Below are 14,051 nucleotides of genomic sequence, written 5' to 3'. Positions count from 1 at the left end.
TTGACCAAGGTGTTTGCGACCATGTAATCAGCCGAGAAACAAAATTGCGCAGAGCATGCAGTGAAAGCGCCAATTCGGAAAGTTAGCTAGGGAGCCCGCGATGGCCGAGATTGAACGCGAAGCAATGGAATACGACGTGGTGATCGTGGGTGCAGGCCCCGCGGGCCTGTCGGCGGCCATCCGTCTGAAACAGCTGGATGCCGACCTGAACGTCGTGGTTCTGGAAAAGGGCTCGGAAGTGGGCGCACATATCCTGTCGGGCGCGGTTCTGGACCCTTGCGGGCTGGACGCACTGATCCCGGACTGGAAAGAAAAAGGCGCGCCGCTGAACGTGCCGGTGCATGAAGATAACTTCTACATGCTGGGCGAGGCGGGCAAGATTCGCATTCCCAACTTCCCAATGCCGCCGCTGATGAACAACCACGGCAACTACATCGTTTCGATGGGTAACGTTTGCCGCTGGATGGCTGAACAGGCGGAAGAGCTGGGCGTGGAAATCTTCCCCGGCATGGCGTGTTCGGAACTGGTTTATGGCGACAATGGCGAAGTCAAAGGCGTCGTCGCCGGTGTCTTCGGCCTAGAGCCTGATGGATCATACGGGCCGCAAACCGAGCCTGGCATGGAACTGCATGGCAAGTACGTCTTCCTGTCGGAAGGTGTGCGCGGTTCGCTGTCCAAGGAAGTGATCGCCAAGTATGACCTCTCTGCTGGCAAAGAGGTGCAGAAATACGGCGTGGGCATGAAAGAGATCTGGGAGATCGACCCGGCCAAGCACAAGGAAGGCTCGGTCACGCATACGATGGGTTGGCCGCTGGGCAGCAACGCGGGCGGCGGGTCGTTCATCTATCATCTTGAAAACAATCAGGTCTACGTCGGTTTCGTGGTTCACCTGAACTACAAGAACCCACACCTGTACCCCTACATGGAATTCCAGCGTTTTAAGCACCACCCGATGGTGGCCGAGCTGCTGAAAGGCGGCAAGCGCGTCGCTTACGGCGCCCGTGCCATCACCGAGGGTGGTTATCAGTCAATGCCCAAGCTGGTTGCGCCGGGCGTGGCTCTGTTGGGTTGTTCCGCAGGCATGGTCAACGTGCCGCGCATTAAGGGCAACCACAACGCGATGTTGTCGGGCAAAGCGGCGGCTGAAGCGGCGTTTGACGCCATCAAGGCCGAACGTTCGGGTGATGAACTGACCGCCTATGAAACCGACGTGCGCGAAGGTGCAATTGGCGCAGATCTGAAGAAGGTGCGCAACGTCAAGCCGCTGTGGTCGAAATACGGCCTGACCGCCAGCCTGATGTTGGGCGGCATGGACATGTGGACCAACACGCTGGGCTTTTCGCTGCTGGGCACGCTGGGTCACGGCAAGAACGATGCTGAATCGACCGAAGAGGCCAGCAAGCACAAGCCCATCGATTATCCAAAGCCCGATGGCAAACTGTCCTTTGATCGTCTGACCAACGTGTCCTTTGCGATGACCAACCATGAGGAAAGCCAGCCTTGCCACCTGAAGCTGGCCGATCCGGAAATCCCGGTCAAAGTAAACATGCCCAAATACGATGAACCGGCGCAGCGCTATTGCCCGGCAGGCGTGTACGAGATGGTCGAGGATGAAGATGGCGCGCGATTCGTCATCAACTTCCAGAACTGCGTCCACTGCAAAACCTGCGACATCAAGGACCCCAGCCAGAACATCACCTGGACCACGCCGCAGGGCGGGGATGGACCGAACTACCCCAACATGTAAGCGAAAACATGGGCAATGGCGGGGTCGTGAAGGCTCTGCCATTGCCTCTTTCCGGTCAAAGCCCTAGCTTGTTGTCCAGTCAACGATAGCAAGGCAGGATTTTGGTGGCTTCCCTCGTTCGTCGCGCGGCATTTGCCGCGCTGTTAACCTCGTCATTTGCATTCCCGGCGCTGTCGGATTCTGGCTCTGGGTCGTATCTGGCTGGACGTCAGGCGATTTATCAAAGCGACTATATTTCTGCCGAGAAATATTATGCGCAGGCGCTGCGCGCCGACCCTGAAAATGGCAAACTTCTGGAAAACGTCGTTGTAGCGCGTCTTGCATTGGGTGAGATTGAGCGCGCGCTGCCGGTTGCGCAGTCAATTGAGGCGCTCGAACTGCCAAGTCAGGCGGCAAAGATGGTCATCATGGCCAACCTGATCGACGACGGAAAGCTGGATGAGCTGCTTGCTCGTGATCCTGAAACCCAAGGCGTTGGGCCATTAGTAGATGGCTTGGTTCTGGGTTGGGTCTATGTGGCGCAAGGTGCCATGACCAAAGCGATGGAAAAGTTCGACGAAGTCGGCACCCAGGAGGGGCTTCTGGAATTCGCGCTTTACCACAAGGCGTTGGCGCTGGCGTCGATTGGTGACTTCGAAGGGGCCGAAGAGATTTTTGCGGCAAACAACGGAGCGGTGTCGCGGTTCTCGCGCCGCGCGGCCTTGGCCCGGACCGAAGTTCTGTCGCAGCTGGACCGCAACGAAGACGCCCTGCAATATCTGGAAGACGTTTTTGCGGCGGGTAGCGACCCATCCATCGAAGGTTACGTGGCGCGTTTGAAGGCGGGTGAAACGTTGCCGTTTACGCACATACAGTCGGCGCAGGACGGTATGGCTGAAGTGTTCTTTTCTGTAGGTGCCGCGCTCAGCAGTGAGGCGTCCCAGGACTATGTGCTTCTCTATGCCCGGATTGCCGCGTTCCTGCGCCCGGACCACGTGGACGCAATCCTACTAAGTGCCGAATTGCTGGATGCACTGGAACAATATGACCTGGCTGTCGAAGCCTATCGCATGGTGCCGTCGACCAGCAGCGATTACCACGCGGCCGAGTTGGGCCGGGCCGAAGTTCTGAGCCGTTCGGGAAAAACGGATGCAGCAGCCGAAGTTCTCCAGAACCTCGCGGCGCAAAGCCCCAGCCTGCCCAGTGTGCATGTGGCCCTGGCTGATCTGCAAAGGCGGCAAGAAAACTATGTTGATGCGGTTGGGACCTATGACACTGCTATCGAACTGACCGAGCAGGGTGTCAGCGGCAACTGGTTTCTATATTACGCCCGCGGTATTTCACATGAGCGTCTCAAGCACTGGGAAGCGGCTGAGGCCGATTTCCGTCGCGCGTTGGAACTGAACCCCGATCAGCCACAGGTTCTCAACTATTTGGGCTACTCGCTGGTCGAACGGCAGGAAAAGCTGGATGAAGCACTGAACATGATCGAACGCGCTGTCGCGGCGCGCCCCGACAGCGGCTATATTGTCGACAGTCTGGGATGGGTCTTGTTCCGATTGGGCCGCTACGACGAAGCTGTCGCTCATATGGAGCGTGCGGTCGAACTGATGCCGGTTGATCCTGTGGTGAATGATCATCTGGGTGATGTCTATTGGGCCGTGGGCCGCGCGCGCGAAGCTGAATTTCAGTGGAAGCGTGCTCTGTCCTTTGTTGATCCCGACGACACGGATGGTGAGGCCGACCCCGAGCGCATTCGTCGCAAGATTGAGGTGGGCTTGGACGCGGTCTTGGCCGAAGAAGGCGCCGACCCCCTGAAAGTCGCCAATGGCAACTAAGGCCTTCGCGCCCGCCAAGATCAACCTGACCCTGCATGTAACTGGCCGCCGTGACGGCGGGTATCACCTGTTGGATTCTCTAGTGGCTTTTGCGAATGTCGGTGACACGCTGGAATTCACGCCGGGGCCAGAGCTGTCGATGTCAGTCGCCGGTGAACACGCCAAGGGCGTCCCGGCGGACGACAGAAATCTGGTCTGGAAAGCTGCCGTCGCCGCTGGATGGACAGGGCATATCAACCTAAACAAAGTGCTGCCCCATGGTGGCGGCATTGGCGGAGGATCGTCCGATGCCGCGGCGACACTGCGCATGATCGCAGATCAGGGTGTGGCTATCCCCAGCGAAACTGCCCTGACCCTTGGTGCGGATGTGCCGGTTTGCATGGTTGCCAGCGCCACCCGGATGCGGGGCATCGGCGAGCGGTTGCAGCCGGTCTCATTGCCGCAATTGCCCGCGCTTTTGGTCAATCCTGGTGTCGAAGTCCCAACTGGCGCCGTATTCTCTGCCTTGCAGAACCGCGACAACCCGCCAATGCCCGATGATATCCCCGTCTTTGAAACGCCCAAGGCATGCGCGGATTGGGTGCAGGAACAACGCAATGACTTGGAGCCACCGACAAAGGGCATCGCACCCGAGGTTGCCCGGGTGCTGGATGATCTGTCGGATACGAAAGATGTTCTGCTGGCTCGGATGTCAGGTTCGGGTTCGACCTGTTTTGCGCTCTACCCGACGATGAAAGCCGCCCATTTCGCAGCCTACGAGATTGGCGCGGCGCACCCCGATTGGTGGTGCCGCGCCACGCAGCTTAATTGAGGCGCGAAACCACGTAGTCGGCCAGATCGCGCAGCAACGACCGGATCTCGTGATCGGGCAGCGCGTCAAGCGCGGCCTTGGCTTTGGTGGCCCACCCAAACGCATCCGACCGTGTTGCGTCCAGCGTGCCGTATTTGTTCATCAGGCTCAACGCATGGTCCAGATCGCCGTCTTCCTGACGGCCTCGACCAATTGTGCGCTCCCAAAAGGCGTGCTCTTCCGGGGTGGCCTGTGCGATGGCCTTGATGATGGGCAAGGTCAGTTTGCGCTCGCGAAAGTCGTCGCCGACATTCTTTCCGGTTGCCTTGCTGTCGCCCTGATAGTCCAGCAGGTCATCGGCAATTTGGAACGCAATTCCCAGCGCATCGCCGTATTCGTATAGCGCTTTAACCTGATCCTCAGCCGCGCCAGCAATCACGCCGCCCACCTCGGTTGCGGCGGAAAACAGCGCGGCGGTCTTGCCGCGAACGACCTGCAAATAGATTGCCTCGGTAGTGCCCAGATCGGTGGCAGCGGTCATCTGCAACACTTCGCCCTCGGCGATGGTGGCAGAGGCATTGGCCAGAATGTCCAGCACCCGCAGCGATCCGGTCTCAACCATCAGTTGGAAACTGCGGGAAAACAGGTAGTCGCCGACAAGAACACTGGATTTGTTGTCCCACAACAGGTTCGCCGTGGGGCGGCCACGCCGCTGGGCGCTTTCATCAACGACATCGTCGTGCAACAGGGTTGCGGTGTGGATGAATTCAACCGTCGCGGCCAGACGCACGTGATGATCACCCGGGTAGTCAAACATCCGCGCCGCCGCCAGCGTCAGCATTGGGCGCAGACGCTTGCCGCCTGCTTCAACCAGATGCGCTGTCACTTCGGGGATGCGCGGTGCGTGCTCCGAGGCCATGCGCGTACGGATCAACTGGTTTACGGCGTCCATTTCGCCGTCCAGAATCTCTGCCAGTCGCTCATGCGGTTTCGAGATCGTGTCGATGTTCATCACTCTCCTGATACAAGGCTCGACTTCCGCCTTGCCTTGCCCTTACATCCATCCCCATGAAAGAACTTTTGCGCAGCACCGATCCGACGATTCTGGCCTTTGCTTCTGCCCTTCTTGAGGGCGAGGATATAGACTGCTTTCAGATGGACGTAAATATGAGCATCCTCGAAGGAGGCATAGGAATCTTTCCGCGCCGCCTGATGGTGCGAGCCGACGACCTGACCCGCGCAGAACGAGTAATGCGTGACAACGAAATCCCGCTGGGCAGATGAACCTGTTTTCCGATAGTGAATTGACCAAAAATGACTTTCTGGGCGGGCGTGTGCGTTTGTGTCAGCCACGCGCAGGGTATCGTGCAGGTGTTGACCCGGTTCTGCTGGCAGCGGCGGTCCCGGCGACACGTGGTCACACTGTGCTGGAATTGGGCTGCGGCGCGGGTGCCGCGATCCTGTGCCTGCTGGCCCGTGTGCCGGGTCTGCAGGCCGTTGGGGTCGAGTTACAGGCAAGCTATGCAGAATTGGCACGCCGAAACGCCGCGGAAAATGACGCGCCGCTAGAGGTACTCGAGGCCGATATCAGTGCATTGCCAGCTACGCTCAAACAGCGGCAATTCGATCATGTACTCGCAAACCCGCCTTATTACCGTGCTGGCGCGCATAGCCCGGCCGATGACATCGGGCGTAGTATTGCGTTGGGCGAGCAAACGCCTTTGGAGACATGGATTGACTGCGCGGCCAAGCGCCTCGCGCCTCGTGGGTACTTGCATATGATCCAGAAAGCCAACCGTCTTCCCGACATATTGATGGCATGCGAAGGGCGGCTGGGATCGGTCGAAATCCTGCCGCTGGCTGCCAGAGCCGGTCGTAAGGCAGAATTGATAATTTTACGGGCCAGAAAGGGTGGGCGCGCCGATTTTCAGCTGCGTGCGCCAGTCGTTTTACACGACGGGGATCGGCACGAACGTGATGGGGAAAGCTATACGCCAAAGGTCTCAGACGTGTTGCGCAAAGGGGCCTCGCTGCCTGGGTTTTCTGATCAATAGGCATTAACCAGCCGAATTTGTCGGATTTATTACAGATTCTGTGCGTCTGCGGCGTGACAGGCTGGAAACGATGTGGTCAACTTCTTACGTGAACCTGAGACACCAACGAAGGAGTATCGCCATGAGCGTGAGCGCACATCTGACCGAACTGAAGAAAAAGCACGAAACTCTCGGTCTTGAAGTTGAACAAGCCCAACGCGCGCCAGGTATCGATGATCTCCATATCGCTCAACTCAAAAAACAAAAACTAAGGCTAAAAGAAGAGATCGAACGCTTGTCAGCCTAGGTTTTCATACTCGCCCGCGCGGCAATGGCCGCGCCGCCAGTAATCAATAGGGCCGCGATCGCCAGACCCCAAGACGGGGCGGCGATCCCGGCCACAACCAAAGCTAGCGTAGACAACAAGGGTGCCGCGTACGACGCCGTCCCCAAAAGCTGTATGTCGCCTTGCTTGACCCCGATATCCCAGACGTAGAACGCCAACCCCACCGGCCCCAGGCCCAGTGCGATCACGGACGTCCAGCTAAAGGCACTGTCAGGCCAGACGGTGTCTTCGACAGCAAGGTGCAGCAAACCGGATGCTATGGCGGTCGCAATACAGAAAACGGCGACAGAGCTGGTTGGTGTATCGCCCAGCCGACGCGACAGGACCGAGTATCCAGACCACGTCAACGCGCATAACAAGGCCAAGGCGTAGCCGGGCAGGTGGTCGGTCTGAAACCCATTGCTGCCACCTCCGGCGATGATCACGGCAGCCCCTGCAAACCCCAGACATGCGCCGAACAAATGTCCGATGCGCAGGTGTTCGCCCGGCAAAAGCCCGGAAAACAACACGATGAGTAACGGCCAAAGATATGCGATCAGACCAGCCTCGGCCGCCGGGGCCATGCGAAGGGCCGAGAAATATAGCGCGTGATAGCCGAACAACCCGATGGTGCCGAACAGATAGGTGGTCCACGGCACGTCCCGCAATTGCCGCAACCCACCGCTGCGCCAAGTCCAGATCAGACCAAGTGTTCCACCAATAGAAAAGCAGATTGCATTCAGCAATAATGGCGGCGTGGGGGATGACCCGACTGTGAACAAGGCGAGCAGCGACCACAGCAAGACGGCGGCAAACCCGATGGCTGTAGCGCGCGATTTGGTCATGGGCTTTGAACTTCTTCTACCGGAATAATGTTGAATTCGTCCGAGATATGCGCGGTCTTTTCAATTTCGGCCATGAACCAGTCGCGGAAAGCGGCGATCTGGGGTCTGTCTTCTGCACCTGGCAAGCACAGAAACCGAAACCGGCCTTGTGTTTCGATAGCCGTCTTGAAAGGGGCAACAAGACGCCCCTCGGTAAGGTCCTTCAAGATCATAGCCCGGCGACCCAGTACCACGCCCACGCCCGCAACCGCAGCATCAATTGCGTGGTCTGCGTTCGAAAAATGCGCCCCATGCGTTGGGGCATAATCCACTCCGACCGCGCGAAACCAGGTCGGCCAATCGCTGGGCGGTTGCAGGAACGCAATCGAATCGTCAAAGATCAATGGTGCGTCCCGCAGGCTGTCGGGGGTGGAGAATTGCTCGGCCAGATCTGGTGTCATTACCGGGGTCAGCCATTCCTTGCGAACTTGTAGGGAATACAGCCCTTCATCGCCACCGTAACCAAACCGAATGGCGACATCCACGTCATCACGTTTAAGGTCCATGATCCGCAATGTTGCCGAGAAATTGAGATCAATCTCGGGATGCGCCCTTGCAAATTCATACAGGCGCGGTGCCAGCCACTTGGCTGTCAGCGCCGGGCCTGCTGTCACGGTCAGCGAGGTATCGTTGCCCTGTCGGCGCGCAGCTTGCCACGCCGTCTGCAATGCGGCGAATCCTTCGGCCGCGCCGGGGGCAAGGGCGCGTCCGGCCTCGGTCAGCTCAACAGCGCGGTTCAAGCGGTGAAACAAGGGCCGGCCCAAATGTTCCTCCAGTGATTTGATCTGGAAAGACAGGGCTGCCGGGGTCACGCGCAACTCCTCTGCGGCTTTGGCAAAGGACATGTGGCGTGCTGCGGCGTCAAAGGCACGCAGGGCGGTGAGTGGGGGAAGATAGTTGCTCATCAATACACAAGAATATCTTAACTGAAACTCAATGAAAGCTCGTTTGCCGCTTTTCTTGATAAGGCGCATATTGGGTTCAAGTCAAACACAGCTGAACTGAAAGGAAGACTGCTATGATCGAAATGACGACCAACCCCGCAGCTGCCCGTGCCTTTCAGCGGGCCCATGCTGAACGTGGCAAGATGATCAAACACGCCCTTATGTGGCTATTCGGTTCCCGCTGAGCGCAGCGCGCGCGTTCTTACGGGATAAAAAAGGGCCGGTCCGCAATGGACCGGCCCGTTGTCTTTTCTACGCTTCAGATCAGACGAAGAATTGCGCACCGTTGGCCGAGATGGTCGAGCCATTGATGAACTGAGAATCGTCGGATGCCAGGAACGCCACACAGCGCGCGATTTCTTCGGGCTCACCCAAGCGACCTGCTGGGATCTGGCCGATAATGGATTCGCGGACTTTTTCGGGAACAGCCATCACCATCTCGGTTGCGATATAGCCGGGGCAGATCGCGTTGGCGGTAATGCCTGCACGCGCGCCTTCTTGCGCCAGCGATTTCACGATGCCCAGATCGCCTGCTTTGGTCGCGGCATAGTTCACCTGAGCGAACTGGCCCTTCTGACCATTGATCGAGCTGATGACGATGACACGGCCGAACTTACGCTCGCGCATGCCGTTCCAGACAGGGTGCACTGTGTTAAACACGCCGGTCAGGTTGGTGTCGATTACCTGGTGCCACTGTTCGGGGGTCATCTTGTGGAAGGGTGCGTCGCGAGTGATGCCCGCGTTTGCAACCACGATGTCGATCGCGCCAACCTCGGCTTCGACTTTTTCAATTCCGGCTTTGGATTCGTCATAATCAGCGACGTTCCACTTGTAGGTGGCGATGCCGGTCTCTTCGGTGAACTTCGCGGCGGCTTCGTCGTTCCCCGCATAGGTGGCTGCAACATTGTACCCTTCGGCCTTGAGCGCCTTGGAAATTGCTGCGCCGATGCCGCGGGAGCCGCCGGTAACGAGTGCTGTACGTGCCATTTAGGAATCCTCCAATTAAAGTCGTCTTGGTAATGCTGTTACTTTGAGAGGCGATCGTGCGCAATATTGTTTCGTCATGATTTTCTAAATTCCGCGTGGCAATATCGTCGCATCTTTGGGTTAAGGCCCCAATGTAACAAAAAAGGGCGCCCAAGGGACGCCCTTTTCTATTCGCTTGTCAAAGCACTTAGTCGCGCTCCACGCACAGGGCGACGCCCATGCCGCCGCCGATGCAGAGAGTGGCGAGACCTTTCTTCGCGTCGCGGCGTTTCATTTCGAAGAGCAGCGTGTTCAGAACGCGGCAGCCCGAAGCGCCGATCGGGTGACCGATGGCAATGGCGCCGCCGTTCACGTTCACGATCGACGGATCCCAGCCCATGTCCTTATTCACGGCGCAGGCCTGTGCGGCAAACGCTTCGTTCGCCTCGACCAGATCCAGATCGTCAACGGACCAGCCCGCTTTTTCCAGCGCTTTGCGCGAAGCGTAGATCGGGCCTACGCCCATGATCGACGGGTCCAGACCGGCGGTTGCATAGGATGCGATACGGCCCAGTGGCTCGATTCCGCGCTTTTCAGCATTTTCGGCGGACATTAGCAGGGTCGCCGCCGCGCCGTCATTCAGGCCGGATGCGTTTGCGGCCGTGACCGAACCGTCCTTGGTGAAGGCCGGGCGCAGCTTTGCCATCGCTTCCATGGTGGCGCCATGGCGAATGTACTCGTCAGCGTCCATCACGATGTCGCCCTTGCGGGTCTTGATGGTAAAGGGGGTGATTTCGTCGGCGAACTTGCCAGCCTTTTGCGCGGCTTCAGCCTTGTTCTGCGACGCGACGGCGAATTCGTCCTGCATGTCACGGCTGATCTGCCATTTCTCGGCGACGTTTTCAGCGGTCTGGCCCATGTGATAGCCATTGAAAGCATCCCACAGACCATCGCGGATCATCGTGTCGATGTACTTCATGTCGCCCATCTTTTGACCTGCACGCAGAGCGGCGGCGTGGGGCGAAAGGGTCATGTTTTCCTGACCACCGGCAGCCACGATATCAGCGTCGCCCAGTTGGATGTGCTGAGCACCCAAAGCAACGGCCCGCAGACCAGAGCCGCAAACCTGGTTGAGGCCCCATGCTGCGCTTTCCTGTGGCAGACCGGCGTTGATATGTGCCTGACGGGCGGGGTTCTGACCCTGAGCTGCCGTCAGCACCTGTCCCAGAATGGTTTCGCTGACTTCGCCCTTTTCCACGCCTGCGCGTTCTACTACGGCCTCCAGTACGGCGGCCCCAAGATCATGCGCTGGTGTGTTTGCAAACGAGCCGCCAAAGCTGCCCACTCCGGTACGCGCGGCGGATGCGATTACTACGTTGGTCATTTAGACAATCCTTTACCGTCAAGGTCCTGCGGGATATTCGACGGCGCGGATCGCACAAAGATAACTCTGTGGCAGTAAGAGCGCCTCATGTTCCCCGCTCCAACTCCACATGGCATAGCGCAACGCTGCAGTTGCAGCAACGGTCAGCTTGCCTCAGGTCGGGCGTGGACCGGATAAATCACTCTAACTGGCTGTATGTTTGCGCTTTTCCGCCTTCCACGGGGCGGAAACGGTAGGGGCGCCAAACAGGAACCCCTGCAGGCAGTCGACGCCGTTGGCGATAAGGAATTCGGCATCCTTCTGTGTTTCGACTGATTCGGCGGTCACCAGAATCTCGAATTCCCGCGCCACGGCGATCAAGGCCCGCACCAGCGCCTGATTGTCCGGATTTTCGCCGATTCCGTGGATGAATTGGCCGTCGATCTTGGCGGCATCAAAGAAAAACTCGCGAAAATTTCGAAAGCTGAAATTGCTTGCCCCAAAATCATCAAGCGCAAAGGCGATACCGCGCGGCTGCAGACGGTCCATGAAATCGATCACCAGCTCAGGCACCGTCATGGCCGAGCTTTCTGAGATTTCCAAAATCAGCCTTTCGCCGATATTGGCATCTTTCTTCAAAAACCGCTCCAGCACACGTGACCATCGCGCGTAACCGATCGATCGGGCTGACATGTTGATGGACAGGCGAATGTCGGGGTTTTTGGTCAGCGTCCGCAATCCCATTTCAAGCGCGACACAGTCCAGCTCGCGCCCGATTGGAGTGTTTTCCAGTTGTGGCATGAACTCGCGCGCGGGGATGACCCGACCGGTTTCGTCCAGCACTCTGATGAAGCCTTCGTAGAAGGCCACGTCATGCGGCCTGTTCGCCTGCATCACCGGTTGAAAGGCCAGTTTGCACTGTTTGTGCTTCACCGCTTCGGTCGCCATTTCAATCGTCGAGGCATCGCGGGATTTGACAGCCGCGTTCAAGGGGCTGTCCCCACCTTCGGGCAAATCTGCCAGTACCTTCTTCCGCATGTACAACCCGTTTCCTTTAGCGCCGCCGGTCTGGTGACGATTTCAGAGGAAAGGTATGAATCTGCGGTTAAGACAAACGCAATTGTTTAAGGTCAGGCTTGGGTTACCGTGTCGTTTCCCAGATGCGTCCCAGCGCTGCAAAGCCACCGACCAGCGCACCCATGAAGCCCAAAAGCATCATGCCAAAGCCCAACGCGACGATCCCCGTTGCACCTCCAGCCAACGCCGTCAACATAGCGAGCACCACTCCGGTAAGGCCCATAACGGTGGAAAGGGTTGTCAGTCTGGTCATGTTGCCTCCGGTTACTCGCACTGCACACATCGATTGGATATGGGACGCGAGGGCCGGATTTCAAGAATCAGGTCGGATAGGTCGGCGGCATCAGGCCTGTTTTGCCTGCGTATTGGGCTGTTTGGTGTCGAATTGTTCGAATCCTGGCGTTCCACGATCTTCCGGGTGGCGGTCCAGATGCTTGGCTTTAATCTGTTCGGAATTGTCCCGGCTGCCATCATGGCTGTAGCCGGGGGGGGCAAAGCAATACGCCAGTCGCTGACGCATCGTCAGGCCCGGTTGTGTCGCGTCGCGCCAAATTCCAACCCATTCGTGAAAGGCCACACGCAGTGGGTTGAAGGTGCCGATATTGTGAACCAGCCCATAGTCGACGCGGTCGTCTTCCTGTTCCGGCACGAAGGTCCCGAACAGCTTGTCCCAGATGATGAAAACGCCGGCATAGTTGCAGTCCAGGTAGCGTGCATTGCGACCATGATGGGCGCGGTGGTGGCTGGGCGTGTTCATCACCGCCTCAAACCAGCGGGGCATCTTGCCGATGGCTTCAGTATGAATCCAGAATTGGTAGATCAGGTTCAGACCACCGACGAACAACACCATCGCCGGATGGAAACCCAATAGGATCAAAGGCGCGCGAACCACCATCATGAAGGTAAACGTATAGGTCCATGTCTGACGCAGGGCGGTGGTCAGGTTGTAGTGTTGCGAGCTGTGGTGGTTCACGTGGCTGGCCCAGACCCAGCGAATGCGGTGACCAAAGCGGTGCACCCAGTAATAGCGGAAATCATCCAGCACAAAGCACAGAAGGATAACGGGGATAGAGGTGCCCAGGTTCAACGGCGTGATCTGCCACAGCCACATGAAGAATGCATAGGCGATAAACCCCAACAGAAAGCCGGATGCGATGTTGCCAGCTCCCATGATCAGCGATGTAACAGCGTCCCGCGTCTCATAGCGGCCGCCGCGTCCTTTGACGGCGATCCACAGAAACTCGGCCAGAATAGCAGCTATGAAAAAGGGGACGGCCCACTGCACGGCGTCCGGGAAAGTCACGTGGTCGGTCATGCGGGCTCCATCAGGTGCTGCCAGTGGCGGCGTTCGCGTTCGTCAAGGTGGATTATGGCTTTGGGCGTTCCGAAGTCGTGGAATTGAACCTGGAACCCTTGCGGGTGATCCAGCAGATCAAAGTCCAGCAGGTGCCGGGCAACGGTGTCTGCACCAAAAGACCACAGCAGACCATTTCCTGTTTCGGTTCGGATCAGGGCCGCGTGCCCGTCATGTGCAACGGTGACATCGATGATCGAATCATCCGGCGCATGACGCAGCCATTCTGACCACGCCAATTCGGGCGATAGCACGCGCAATCGGGATCTGCCTGTCAGGTGCAGCAACAGGGTTATCCCGGCGATGCCTCCGACCACCAGAACCAATAGAATTTCAAGCGGCATTCCGTCCTCCTGCGCGGCAGAGTGCAAAGCGGCAGGCAGGCTGTCAAAGGTGGCGTCGCGTCAGCTATGTTCCAGACTGTCCAGAACCTCATACTGGACAACTCGCTGGACAAACGGCACCAATCCGTCCGACCCCGAGGCGCGATCCTTTAGGTGGATACAGATATCGGGCCTGCGCGCCGCGATGATTCCCACCATCTCGCCGCGTATCCTGTCATCGAGACCGGCACCCATGATCGCGCAGGCGATGCGCGGCTCTTCGTCCAGCTGCCGTTTGACTTCTTCCTGATCATGCGCGCCAAGCCATTGGATCGGAAGGTGATCCAATTGACGCGCAACATCACCGATCACGTTGGGCAATTTTCCAATCAACAGAACTACCGGTTTCATCGTCGTCTCCCCTTCCT

Annotated in this window: 16 protein-coding genes; 6 read left to right on the top strand and 10 right to left on the bottom strand. The window is 58.1% G+C overall.

What is annotated here, in order from left to right:
* Positions 1-100: 100 nt before the first annotated feature.
* The 3 genes from AC2FI9_RS11030 to AC2FI9_RS11020 all read left to right on the top strand — a co-directional run bounded on the left by AC2FI9_RS11030 (position 101) and on the right by AC2FI9_RS11020 (position 4,375).
* Positions 101-1,747 (top strand): electron transfer flavoprotein-ubiquinone oxidoreductase, encoded by a 1,647-nt coding sequence (locus AC2FI9_RS11030; protein WP_282152499.1) that lies wholly within the window; start codon positions 101-103, stop codon positions 1,745-1,747.
* Between the two features lie 104 nt (positions 1,748-1,851).
* Entirely contained in the window at positions 1,852-3,564 is a 1,713-nt protein-coding gene (locus AC2FI9_RS11025; RefSeq protein ID WP_496767591.1) for a tetratricopeptide repeat protein, read from the top strand.
* The gene (locus AC2FI9_RS11020; RefSeq protein WP_496738886.1) at positions 3,554-4,375 is read left to right on the top strand and encodes a 4-(cytidine 5'-diphospho)-2-C-methyl-D-erythritol kinase; all 822 of its coding nucleotides are present in this window, start codon (positions 3,554-3,556) and stop codon (positions 4,373-4,375) included. The genes AC2FI9_RS11025 and AC2FI9_RS11020 overlap by 11 nt, the downstream gene beginning before the upstream one ends.
* On the opposite strand, the gene AC2FI9_RS11015 is transcribed toward AC2FI9_RS11020, so the two are convergent.
* Positions 4,368-5,366, bottom strand: a complete 999-nt coding sequence (locus AC2FI9_RS11015) for a polyprenyl synthetase family protein (RefSeq protein WP_496767589.1) — start codon at positions 5,364-5,366, stop codon at positions 4,368-4,370. The two genes, AC2FI9_RS11020 and AC2FI9_RS11015, sit on opposite strands and share 8 nt — an antisense overlap.
* A 56-nt stretch (positions 5,367-5,422) precedes the next feature.
* On the opposite strand from AC2FI9_RS11015, the gene AC2FI9_RS11010 reads away from it, so the two are divergent.
* From AC2FI9_RS11010 to AC2FI9_RS11000, 3 genes are all read left to right on the top strand, one after another.
* Positions 5,423-5,638, top strand: coding sequence for a putative signal transducing protein (locus AC2FI9_RS11010; protein ID WP_037316655.1), 216 nt, complete (start codon positions 5,423-5,425; stop codon positions 5,636-5,638).
* Entirely contained in the window at positions 5,635-6,408 is a 774-nt protein-coding gene (locus AC2FI9_RS11005) for a tRNA1(Val) (adenine(37)-N6)-methyltransferase (RefSeq protein ID WP_496767587.1), read from the top strand. The genes AC2FI9_RS11010 and AC2FI9_RS11005 overlap by 4 nt, the downstream gene beginning before the upstream one ends.
* A gap of 121 nt (positions 6,409-6,529) precedes the next feature.
* A complete protein-coding gene (locus tag AC2FI9_RS11000; RefSeq protein WP_082649277.1) occupies positions 6,530-6,694 on the top strand; it encodes a YdcH family protein in 165 nt (54 codons plus the stop codon).
* On the opposite strand, the gene yddG is transcribed toward AC2FI9_RS11000, so the two are convergent.
* From yddG to AC2FI9_RS10955, 9 genes are all read right to left on the bottom strand, one after another.
* Entirely contained in the window at positions 6,691-7,557 is an 867-nt protein-coding gene (gene yddG / locus AC2FI9_RS10995; RefSeq protein ID WP_472722829.1) for an aromatic amino acid exporter YddG, read from the bottom strand. The genes AC2FI9_RS11000 and yddG overlap by 4 nt on opposite strands.
* A complete protein-coding gene (locus AC2FI9_RS10990; protein WP_496767579.1) occupies positions 7,554-8,501 on the bottom strand; it encodes a transcriptional regulator GcvA in 948 nt (315 codons plus the stop codon). Before AC2FI9_RS10990 ends, yddG begins: the two co-directional genes overlap by 4 nt.
* Positions 8,502-8,804: 303 nt before the next feature.
* Positions 8,805-9,527: an acetoacetyl-CoA reductase gene (gene phbB, locus AC2FI9_RS10985; protein WP_109312925.1), complete on the bottom strand. Its 723-nt coding sequence runs from the start codon at positions 9,525-9,527 to the stop codon at positions 8,805-8,807.
* Between the two features lie 187 nt (positions 9,528-9,714).
* A complete protein-coding gene (locus tag AC2FI9_RS10980; protein ID WP_496767575.1) occupies positions 9,715-10,890 on the bottom strand; it encodes an acetyl-CoA C-acetyltransferase in 1,176 nt (391 codons plus the stop codon).
* Between the two features lie 183 nt (positions 10,891-11,073).
* Positions 11,074-11,907, bottom strand: a complete 834-nt coding sequence (locus tag AC2FI9_RS10975; protein ID WP_496767573.1) for an EAL domain-containing protein — start codon at positions 11,905-11,907, stop codon at positions 11,074-11,076.
* 103 nt (positions 11,908-12,010) lie between these two features.
* A complete protein-coding gene (locus AC2FI9_RS10970; protein ID WP_113792041.1) occupies positions 12,011-12,199 on the bottom strand; it encodes a hypothetical protein in 189 nt (62 codons plus the stop codon).
* 90 nt (positions 12,200-12,289) lie between these two features.
* Positions 12,290-13,261, bottom strand: coding sequence for a sterol desaturase family protein (locus tag AC2FI9_RS10965; RefSeq protein ID WP_058278810.1), 972 nt, complete (start codon positions 13,259-13,261; stop codon positions 12,290-12,292).
* Complete coding sequence (locus AC2FI9_RS10960; protein ID WP_496756477.1) at positions 13,258-13,644, bottom strand: hypothetical protein; 387 nt, start codon at positions 13,642-13,644, stop codon at positions 13,258-13,260. The genes AC2FI9_RS10965 and AC2FI9_RS10960 overlap by 4 nt, the downstream gene beginning before the upstream one ends.
* A 60-nt stretch (positions 13,645-13,704) precedes the next feature.
* Complete coding sequence (locus AC2FI9_RS10955; RefSeq protein ID WP_496767571.1) at positions 13,705-14,034, bottom strand: hypothetical protein; 330 nt, start codon at positions 14,032-14,034, stop codon at positions 13,705-13,707.
* Between the last annotated feature and the right edge of the window lie 17 nt (positions 14,035-14,051).

The sequence above is a fragment of the Ruegeria sp. CDSA246 genome (assembly GCF_059611225.1).
The sequence above is the reverse complement of the archived record's forward strand: the minus strand, read 5'-3'. Positions and strand labels throughout refer to the sequence as shown.

Excerpts from the sequence above, each read along its gene's own strand:
- AC2FI9_RS11030 (WP_282152499.1), top strand. The coding sequence starts at position 101 with ATGGCCGAGATTGAACGCGAAGCAATGGAATACGACGTGGTGATCGTG.
- AC2FI9_RS11020 (WP_496738886.1), top strand. The coding sequence starts at position 3,554 with ATGGCAACTAAGGCCTTCGCGCCCGCCAAGATCAACCTGACCCTGCAT.
- AC2FI9_RS11015 (WP_496767589.1), bottom strand. The coding sequence starts at position 5,366 with ATGAACATCGACACGATCTCGAAACCGCATGAGCGACTGGCAGAGATT.
- AC2FI9_RS11010 (WP_037316655.1), top strand. The coding sequence starts at position 5,423 with ATGAAAGAACTTTTGCGCAGCACCGATCCGACGATTCTGGCCTTTGCT.
- AC2FI9_RS11005 (WP_496767587.1), top strand. The coding sequence starts at position 5,635 with ATGAACCTGTTTTCCGATAGTGAATTGACCAAAAATGACTTTCTGGGC.
- AC2FI9_RS11000 (WP_082649277.1), top strand. The coding sequence starts at position 6,530 with ATGAGCGTGAGCGCACATCTGACCGAACTGAAGAAAAAGCACGAAACT.
- yddG (WP_472722829.1), bottom strand. The coding sequence starts at position 7,557 with ATGACCAAATCGCGCGCTACAGCCATCGGGTTTGCCGCCGTCTTGCTG.
- AC2FI9_RS10990 (WP_496767579.1), bottom strand. The coding sequence starts at position 8,501 with ATGAGCAACTATCTTCCCCCACTCACCGCCCTGCGTGCCTTTGACGCC.
- phbB (WP_109312925.1), bottom strand. The coding sequence starts at position 9,527 with ATGGCACGTACAGCACTCGTTACCGGCGGCTCCCGCGGCATCGGCGCA.
- AC2FI9_RS10980 (WP_496767575.1), bottom strand. The coding sequence starts at position 10,890 with ATGACCAACGTAGTAATCGCATCCGCCGCGCGTACCGGAGTGGGCAGC.
- AC2FI9_RS10975 (WP_496767573.1), bottom strand. The coding sequence starts at position 11,907 with ATGCGGAAGAAGGTACTGGCAGATTTGCCCGAAGGTGGGGACAGCCCC.
- AC2FI9_RS10970 (WP_113792041.1), bottom strand. The coding sequence starts at position 12,199 with ATGACCAGACTGACAACCCTTTCCACCGTTATGGGCCTTACCGGAGTG.
- AC2FI9_RS10965 (WP_058278810.1), bottom strand. The coding sequence starts at position 13,261 with ATGACCGACCACGTGACTTTCCCGGACGCCGTGCAGTGGGCCGTCCCC.
- AC2FI9_RS10960 (WP_496756477.1), bottom strand. The coding sequence starts at position 13,644 with ATGCCGCTTGAAATTCTATTGGTTCTGGTGGTCGGAGGCATCGCCGGG.
- AC2FI9_RS10955 (WP_496767571.1), bottom strand. The coding sequence starts at position 14,034 with ATGAAACCGGTAGTTCTGTTGATTGGAAAATTGCCCAACGTGATCGGT.